The sequence below is a fragment of the Streptomyces sp. BR123 genome (assembly GCF_013401435.1).
In the GTDB taxonomy this organism is placed as follows: domain Bacteria; phylum Actinomycetota; class Actinomycetes; order Streptomycetales; family Streptomycetaceae; genus Streptomyces.
In genome coordinates this window covers 1-8,836 of sequence record NZ_JACBGN010000294.1, presented here as the reverse complement: position 1 = coordinate 8,836, position 8,836 = coordinate 1, and the positions used below count along the sequence as shown (strand labels likewise).

The following is an 8,836-nucleotide window of genomic DNA, read 5'->3' as shown; positions in this document are numbered from 1 at the left end:
CCCCGCCCCCGACCCCGGCGGCTGGGCCCGCTACGGCGCCGGCCCCGGCTTCCTGCGGTCCCTCGCCGGCGGCGGCATCCCGCGCGCCGTCTGGACGGCCCTGCCCGGCCCCGGCTGGGCCGACGAGCTGGCCCGGGCCATGGCGGCCACCCTCGCGTCCGGCCGCGGCGCGCTCGCCGTGCTGCCCGACGGCCGCACCGCCGCCCGCGTCGACGCCGCGCTCACCGCCCTGCTCGGCGAGGGACGGCACGCCCTGCTCACCGCCGAGTCCGGCCCCGAGAAGCGCTACCGGGAGTGGCTCGCCGTCCACCGCGGCTCCGTACGCGCAGTCGTCGGCACGCGGGCAGCGATGTTCGCCCCCGTACGGGACCTCGGACTCGTCGCCGTCTGGGACGACGGCGACTCCAGCCACAGCGACGACCGCGCCCCCTTCCCGCACGTCCGCGAGGTGCTGGAGCTGCGCGCCGTCAGCGAGGGCTGCGGGTTCCTCGCCGGCAGCACCAGCTGCACCGTCGAAGCCGCCCAGCTCGTCGAATCGGGCTGGGCCCGGCCCCTGACCGCCGACCGCGAGACGGTCCGGGCCTGCGCCCCCCGCATCCGCACCGTCGGTGACGAACTCCTCGCCCGGGACGAGGCCGCCCGCGCCGCCCGCCTGCCCTCCCTGGCCTGGGAGACCGTACGGGACGGGCTGAAGTCCGGCCCCGTCCTCGTCCAGGTGCCGCGCCGCGGCTACGTGCCCCGGCTCGCCTGCGAGCGCTGCCGCACCCCCGCCCGCTGCCGGGCGTGCGCGGGCCCGCTGGAGGCCCCCGACGCGCGGGACCTCACCTGCGGCTGGTGCGGGCGGCCCGAACCGTCCTGGCACTGCGAGGAATGCGGCTCGTTCCGGCTGCGCGCCCGGGTGGTGGGCGCCCGGCGCACCGCCGAGGAGCTGGGGCGGGCCTTCCCCGCCGTACCCGTACGGACCTCCGGGCGCGACCACATCCTCGACGAGGTGCCCGACCGGCCCGCGCTGATCGTGTCCACCCCCGGCGCCGAACCGGTCGCGGCCGGCGCCGGGTACGCGGCCGCGCTGCTCCTCGACGGCTGGGCGATGCTGACCCGGCCCGACCTGCGGGCCGGCGAGGAAGCCCTGCGGCGGTGGATCGCAGCTGCCTCGCTGGTGCGCGGCGAGGGGCAGGTCGTGGTGGTCGCCGAGCCGACGCTGCGGCCGGTCCAGGCCCTGGTGCGCTGGGACCCGGTGGGCCATGCCGTGCGGGAGCTCGCGGAGCGGGCCCAGCTCGGCTTCCCGCCGGTGTCCCGGATGGCCGCCGTCGTCGGGCGGGGCGAGGCCGTGGAGTCCTTCCTCGCGGGCGCCGCCCTGCCGCCGGACGCAGAGGTGCTGGGCCCGGTACCGCTGCCGGGGCGGCGCGGGGAGCCGTCCCCGGGGGTGCGGGCGCTGGTCCGGGTGCCGCCGGGCAGCGGTGCGGCGCTGGCGGCCGCGCTCAAGGCGGCCCAGGCGGCCCGCATGGCACGGGGGGTGCCGGCGGCGGAGGCGGTGCGGGTCCGGATCGACCCGCCGGACATCGGCTGAACGGCCGAACGCCCCCGCGCGGCCGGGGGCCGTCGGGGGCGTTGCGGTCACGGTGTCAGGGCACCGGCCGGCGGGGGTCGGCGTCCCGGCGGCGGGCGCAGGGTCAGCCGTTGCGGGGCCCGGGCAGGGCCGCCGAGCGGGATCCGGCCCCTGCCTGGGACTCCTCGCGCATCGGCTGCGGCGGCACCGAGCGGGCCGCCGGGACCGTGGGGAGCGGCCCGAGGGTCCGGGGCGCGGCGCCCTCGGCCAGCGGCTCGGCCGCCGCCTCGGCGGCCTGCGCGCGCCGGGCCCCGTACCGCCGGTGCACGGCCTGCTTGGTGACGCCGAGCGCCGAGCCGACCGCGTCCCACGAGAAGCCGAGGGAACGGTCGAAGTCCACCGCTGCGGTGACCAGTGTCTCGACGCTGTCCCGCAGCTCCTGCGCGAGCCGGACGGTGGGGGCGGGCGCGCGCCCGTAGACGACGAAACCCGTGGAGGGACCGGAGCGACGGGGGCGGTAGACGTTGCCCAGCTGAGCCGTGAGCGTGCGCAGCGCATCCACCTGCCGCCGGACCCGCTCGATGTCCCGCACCAACAGGTGAAGACTGGCCCGCGCTTGGGCGTCGTGGGTGGCGTGGTCGGCCATGAAGAAGCCTCTCGAACCGGTGCTAAAGAGCGGACAGGGGCCGCAGTCATCGATGTTGCGCGGCCCGGTTTCGGTCAATCTCTCTTGACCAACGCGCCACCCGTGGAGGAAGTCACGCTTCGGGGGCGTGTCGGCATATGCGAGACGCGCGTGGGTGTACGCACGCCCCCTGAGCGGCGTGGTCCGGCCCGAACGGTCCGGGGCTCGGGCGGCCGCCGCCTGGGCCGCCTGGGCCGCCTGAGCCGCCTGAGCGGTGTGAGCGGTGTGATGCCTGAGCGGACTGATGCACTTGACGGGCTCGATCGCGGCCCGCGCGGCTTCCCTTCGGGGCGTCCCCATAGACTGGTGTGCTGCTGACAGCCGAGATCGCGAGCGAGAATAGCGAGGTAGACCCCCAGTGAAGCTCGTCTTCGCAGGCACCCCCGAGGTCGCCGTGCCCGCCCTGGACGCCCTGATCGCCTCCGGGCGCCATGAGGTCGCGGCCGTCGTCACCCGGCCCGACGCCCCGGCCGGCCGCGGCCGCCGGCTCGTCGCCAGCCCGGTGGCCGAGCGCGCCATGGAGGCAGGGATCGAGGTCCTCAAGCCGGAGCGGCCGCGCGACCCCGAGTTCCAGGCCCGGCTGCGCGAGATCGCCCCGGACTGCTGCCCGGTCGTCGCCTACGGCGCGATCATCCCCAAGAGCGCCCTTGAGATCCCCCGCCACGGGTGGGTCAACCTGCACTTCTCGCTGCTCCCGGCCTGGCGCGGCGCCGCGCCCGTCCAGCACTCCATCATGGCGGGGGACCAGGTCACCGGTGCGTCCACGTTCCGGATCGAGGAAGGCCTCGACACCGGGCCGGTCTACGGCATCCTGACCGAGGAGATCCGGCCCACCGACACCAGTGGCGACCTGCTGACCCGTCTCGCCTTCGCCGGCGCCGGCCTGCTCGCCGCCACCATGGACGGCATCGAGGACGGCGCCCTGCGGGCCGTGGAGCAGCCCGCCGACGGCGTCTCCGTCGCGCCCAAGATCACTGTCGAGGACGCCCACGTCGATTGGACGGCCCCCGCGATGCGCGCCGACCGCGTGGTCCGCGGCTGCACCCCCGCGCCGGGGGCGTGGACGGTGTTCCGCGGCGAGCGACTCAAGATCATTTCACTTGGGCTGGTGCCGGACCGCACGGACCTGGCCCCCGGGGCGCTGGCCCCGGCCAAGAACAACGTCTACGTCGGCACCGGCTCGCACGCCGTGGAACTGCTCTGGGTGCAGCCCCAGGGCAAGAAGCCCATGCGGGGCGCCGACTGGGCGCGCGGCGTCCGGATTGCCCCGGGCGAGCACCTCGCGACGGCGTAACCTGAACCGGACGCCCCTTTCATCCCGTATATCCATATCCGGAGCACCTTTCACGTGAGCGAACAGCCCCGCCGTCGTCCCGCCACCCCCGGCGGCAAGCAGCCCAAGCCGTACCGCCGACCCAAGAAGGACCCGGTCCGGATCCTGGCCTTCGAGGCGCTGCGGGCGGTGGACGAACGCGACGCGTACGCCAACCTCGTCCTGCCGCCCCTGCTGCGCAAGGCCCGCCAGAACGAGAACTTCGACGCCCGGGACGCCGCGCTGGCCACCGAGCTCGTGTACGGGACGCTGCGCCGCCAGGGCACGTACGACGCGATCATCGGCGCCTGCATCGACCGCCCGCTGCGCGAGGTCGACCCGCCGGTGCTCGACGTCCTCTCGCTCGGCGCGCACCAGCTCCTCGGCACCCGCATCCCGTCCCACGCGGCGGTCTCGGCGAGCGTCGAACTGGCGCGCGTGGTGCTGGGCGACGGGCGCGCCAAGTTCGTGAACGCCGTCCTGCGCAAGATCGCCGCGCATGATCTGGACGCCTGGCTGGAGCGGGTGGCTCCGCCGTACGAGGACGACGCCGAGGAACACCTCGCCGTGTACCACTCCCACCCCCGGTGGGTGGTCAGCGCCCTGTGGGACGCCCTCGGCGGCGGCCGCGCCGGCATCGAGGACCTGCTGGAGGCCGACAACGAGCGCCCCGAGGTCACCCTCGTGGCCCGGCCCGGCCGCTCCACCCCCGAGGAACTCACCGCCGCCGTCGGGGAGGGCGCGGCCCTCCCCGGCCGCTGGTCGCCGTACGCCGTCCGGATGGCCGAGGGCGGCGAGCCCGGCGCCCTGGAGGCGGTCCGCGAGGGGCGCGCCGGTGTCCAGGACGAAGGCAGCCAGCTGGTCGCGATGGCCCTGGCGGCCGCCCCCGTCGAGGGCCGCGACGAGCGCTGGCTCGACGGCTGCGCAGGCCCGGGCGGCAAGGCCGCCCTGCTCGGCGCGCTCGCCGCGCAGCGCGGGGCCTTCCTGCTCGCCTCCGAGAAGCAGCCGCACCGCGCGGGGCTGGTCGAGCGGGCACTGGCCGGCAACCCCGGGCCGTACCAGGTCATCGCCGCCGACGGCACCCGCCCGGCCTGGCTGCCCGGCTCGTTCGACCGCGTCCTCATGGACGTCCCCTGCTCCGGCCTCGGCGCCCTGCGCCGCCGCCCGGAGGCGCGCTGGCGCCGCCGGCCGCAGGACATCGAGGGCTTCGCCCCGCTCCAGCGGGCGCTCCTGCGGGAGGCGCTGGCGGCGGTGCGGGTGGGCGGCATCGTCGGATACGCGACGTGCTCGCCGCATCTGGCGGAGACGCGGGTGGTCGTGGACGACGTCCTGAAGGGCCGCGGCGCGTCCGCCCACCCCGTCTCGGCCGAACTGATCGACGCCCGCCCGTACCTCCCGGGCGTCCCCGGCCTCGGCGACGGCCCGGACGTCCAGCTGTGGCCGCACCTCCACGGCACGGACGCGATGTACCTGGCACTGCTGCGGCGCACGGCGTAGCGAGGCCGGGCGTGGGTCTCAGATTTCGTGGCCGAATCTCACGAACGATGGCCGAGCGATGGCACATCTGCCACGAATCTGAGACCGGCAGGTCAAGCCGCCCACTCCTGGGGGTGATGGGGGTCTGATGCTGGTGCCCTGGTAGAAGCCCGCTGCACCGTGGCCTCTCAGGGCATCGCTCGTGGGTTCGGCGGTGCCGGTGGGGGAGAGCGCCGCGACGGTGAGAGGGAACACCGTCCAAGCCGTGAAACAGCGGGAAGCTGCTCAGCGCCTCGTCTCGTACCTGGTCAGGACCACGCCGCCGGGAAACGTCCGCGTCTCCACCAGGTTCAGGTTCACCCAGCTGTCCAGCGCGGCGAAGAACGGCGTGCCGCCGCCCACCAGGACCGGGTGGGCGGCGATGACGTACTCGTCGATCAGCCCGGCGCGCATGGCCGCCCCGGCAAGCGTTGCGCCGCCGATGTTCATCGGGCCGCCGTCCTCGGCCTTGAGCCGGGTGATCTCGGCGATCGCGTCGCCCGTGACCAGGCGGGTGTTCCAGTCGACCTTGTCGATCGTCGAGGAGAACACCACCTTCGGCGTGTCCCGCCAGTTCCGCGCGAACTCGATCTCCGCCGGGGTGGCGCCCGGCTGCTGGTCGCCGGTCGGCCAGTAGGAGCTCATCGTCTGCCATAGCTTGCGCCCGTACAGCGACAGGCCACTCGCCTGCTCGTGGTCGAGCCACCACTGGAACAGCTCGGGGCTCGGCGGTCCGCTCCAGCCGATGTCGTCGCCGGCCGCGGCGATGTAGCCGTCCAGGGTCAGGTTCATGCCGTAGATCAGTTTCCGCATGGCCCAGCCTTCCGTCCGTGGGTGTCCGGCGTATGGACCAGCGCGGCGCGGGAAACCACCGCTGCACGATCCGGGCTCGCCGGGAGTCCTCGTGCTCGGGGCTCAGCGTGGTGTACGCGGCCGATACGGGCAAGCCGCCTGATCTCGACCTCGCCCTCGCGAGGAGATACCACGGATCTGAGACTGGTCATGGGTGGCGAGGCCGTGAGACAGCCGAGAACACCCAGGTCACGCAAGATCGACATGTCGCGAGCGGCGAGACCCCACAAGGCGGGCGCAGGCCCTCCAACCCCCAGACGACCTGCCCCGGCTGACGAACCGTGACCAGGGCCTTGACACCGCCTCACCGCTGAGGACGACCCTCTGAACGCACATCCGTCTCGTCTCCGTTCTCCGTACCCCCCGGGCCTCATCCGGCTTCGGCCTGGGGCCTACGGGGGCGGCGGCGCGGGCCGAGCGGTCTGCCACGCACCCCGGGCCGGGAAGTCGGGCGGTGGTCGCGGAGCGCGGTGCCCACCCACGCAGGGCGAGTGGCGGGACGGGATCGCGGCGAGGGGGAAGCATGCGCGCTTGGGCGGGCCGTGGGGCGTGGCGGTGGCTGCTGTGAGCGGGATGCGCGCGGGCGGGGTCGAGTGGCTCCCGAACAGCCCCTCGACCCCGCCCCTCGGCTTCCGGTCGGCGCCGTCGCTTCCGTCTTCCTCAGGTCCCCTCCTTCCGCCTCCGCACCGGTGACAGCAGCAGGGGCAGCCATGCCAGGGCCAGCAGAGCGGCGCCGGTCCAGAGGGTGGTGTGGAGGGTGGTGAACTCGGCGAGGAGTCCCGAGGCGGCGGAACCCAGCGCCAGGGCGCCCGTCAGCATGAAGCGGAAGGTAGCGTTCATGCGGCCCAGGAGGGCGTCCGGGGTCAGCTGCTGGCGCAGGCTGACCGCGAGTACGTTGTTCGAGCCGATCGTCATCATGACCAACAGCCACCCGGCGCCCGCCACGCCGAGCCACGGGCCTCGATCGGCCAGGGGGACCAGCAGGGCGGCCGGGGTGAGGCTCAGGAGGAGAGCACGTCCGTAGCCCACGCGGGCGGCGACAGGGCGCGCGAGGCGCGCTCCCAGCAGCAGCCCGATGCCGCCGGTCGCCCAGAACAGGCCCAGGGCGGTGGGGGAGAGCCCGAGCTCACGGACGAAGAGCACCGGCAGCATCGTGTTGATGGCGGCGCCACCCAGGTTGGAGAGGGTGGCGCTCAGGACGAGCGCACGGAGTTCCGGGTGCCCCAGGACGTGGCCGAGCCCTTCGCGGATCTGCGCCGGGAGCGGTGTGCGGGGAGCCGGGGCGGGGGACGGGACCGCGCCCAGGCGGGTCAGGCGGAAGACCGAGGCCAGGTAGGCGGCCGCGGAGCAGGCCAGGGCGACGGGGGCGGTGAGGGCGGCGACGAGGACGCCGCCCGCCCCGCGGCCGGCGATGTTGGCGACGGCCATGAGGGTGACCAGGGCGGCGTTGGCCCGGACCAGGCCGTCGCGGCGGATGAGCCGGGGCAGCAGGCTCTGCGAGCCGACGTCGGCGAAGACGGTGGCGCAGCCGTGGGCGAGGCTGACGGCGTAGAGGTGGGTGAGGGTGAGGGCGCCGAGCCACCAGGCGACGGGGAGAGAGGCGAGGAGCCCGGCCCGTGTGAGGTCCGCGGCGATGAGGAGGCGGCGGGTACGGAGCCGGTCGACCCAGGCGCCGGCGGGGAGGCCGATCAGGAGGAAGGCCGCCGTGGACAGCGCGGCGAGCATGCCGACCTGGGCGGGGGTGGCGTCGAGCGCGGCGAGCGCGAGGAGGGGGAGGGCGACGTGGTGGGTGTTGGCGGCGAACTGCCCGAGGGCGGCGGAGCCGAAGAGGCGGCGGAAGCTCCGGTTCGCCCACGGCGAGCCCGGGTCGGTCCCCGGGTCCGGCGGTGAGTCCGCCCGCGAGCCCGGGCCCACGCACGACTTCGCGGCAGTCGGGGGCTCTGGCGGGGCAGTCGGGCTGTGCGGCGTCGTGGCAGTCGGTGCGGCGCCCGGCGGGGTCGTGGGGCTTAAACGCTTCGCCTCCGGCCGTCGGGGAGGGGGAGGTGTGTCAGTCGACGCCGTCGGCGGCGGTGTGCGTCCGTGTCCGGGGGGTGGGGATGTCATGTACTGAACCCTGGTGGACGGCCATCCCGAAGGACAAGTTAATTGATCTCCAAATATCGTTAAGTGTTACTACGGCGAAGCCGAGATGCGGGGTCGTGGCCAGAACCGCGCGGAGGCATGGCAGGCTTGGGGCATGGCCGCTCAGATTTCTCCCAGCATCCTGTCCGCCGACTTCGCCCGCCTCGCCGACGAGGTGAAGGCCGTCGAGGGGGCCGACTGGCTGCACGTCGACGTCATGGACAACCATTTCGTCCCGAACCTCACCCTCGGTCTGCCCGTCGTGGAGTCCGTGAGCCGGGCCACCGACACGCCACTCGATCTGCACCTGATGATCGAGAACCCGGACCGCTGGGCCCCGCAGTACGTCGAGGCCGGCGCCCGCTCCGTCACCTTCCACGCCGAGGCGGCCGCCGCGCCCGTACGCCTCGCGCGCGAGATCCGGGCCCAGGGCGCCAGGGCGGCCATGGCGCTCAAGCCGGCCACGCCGATCGAGCAGTACGAGGACATCCTCCCGGAGCTCGACATGGTGCTGATCATGACGGTCGAGCCGGGCTTCGGCGGCCAGGCGTTCCTGGACATCATGCTCCCCAAGATCCGCCGGACCCGGGAGCTGATCGCGAAGCACGGCCTGGACATGTGGCTGCAGGTCGACGGCGGGGTCTCGGCCACGACGATCGAGCGGTGCGCGGAGGCGGGCGCCGACGTGTTCGTGGCGGGCAGCGCGGTCTACGGGGCGGTCGACCCGGCGGCCGCCGTCCGTACGCTGCGCGAGCAGGCGGACGTCTGTCTCTTATACACACTGACGCTGCCGACGACGCTC

General features: G+C 74.6%; 6 protein-coding genes. 3 read left to right on the top strand and 3 right to left on the bottom strand.

Translation table 11 applies throughout. From position 1 onward, the window contains the following. Positions 1 to 1,570: primosome assembly protein PriA (locus HYE82_RS30240; protein WP_179177381.1), on the top strand; the 1,570-nt coding region annotated here is incomplete at its 5' end. 103 nt (positions 1,571 to 1,673) lie between these two features. Here HYE82_RS30240 and HYE82_RS30235 read toward each other — a convergent pair. Beyond that, on the bottom strand, positions 1,674 to 2,195 hold the full coding sequence (locus HYE82_RS30235) for a hypothetical protein (protein WP_179177380.1): 522 nt from the start codon (positions 2,193 to 2,195) through the stop codon (positions 1,674 to 1,676). 397 nt (positions 2,196 to 2,592) lie between these two features. Between HYE82_RS30235 and fmt the strand changes: the two genes are divergently transcribed. Both fmt and HYE82_RS30225 read left to right on the top strand, forming a co-directional pair. Then, entirely contained in the window at positions 2,593 to 3,528 is a 936-nt protein-coding gene (fmt, locus tag HYE82_RS30230) for a methionyl-tRNA formyltransferase (protein ID WP_179177379.1), read from the top strand. Positions 3,529 to 3,582: 54 nt separating this feature from the next. Further along, the gene (locus HYE82_RS30225) at positions 3,583 to 5,043 is read left to right on the top strand and encodes a transcription antitermination factor NusB (protein WP_179177378.1); all 1,461 of its coding nucleotides are present in this window, start codon (positions 3,583 to 3,585) and stop codon (positions 5,041 to 5,043) included. Positions 5,044 to 5,307: 264 nt separating this feature from the next. Here HYE82_RS30225 and HYE82_RS30220 read toward each other — a convergent pair whose 3' ends face one another. Together HYE82_RS30220 and HYE82_RS30215 are read right to left on the bottom strand one after the other, a co-directional pair. Then, entirely contained in the window at positions 5,308 to 5,874 is a 567-nt protein-coding gene (locus HYE82_RS30220) for a dihydrofolate reductase family protein (protein ID WP_179177377.1), read from the bottom strand. Positions 5,875 to 6,573: 699 nt separating this feature from the next. Further along, positions 6,574 to 7,827: an MFS transporter gene (locus HYE82_RS30215; protein ID WP_309144497.1), complete on the bottom strand. Its 1,254-nt coding sequence runs from the start codon at positions 7,825 to 7,827 to the stop codon at positions 6,574 to 6,576. Positions 7,828 to 8,836 lie beyond the last annotated feature (1,009 nt).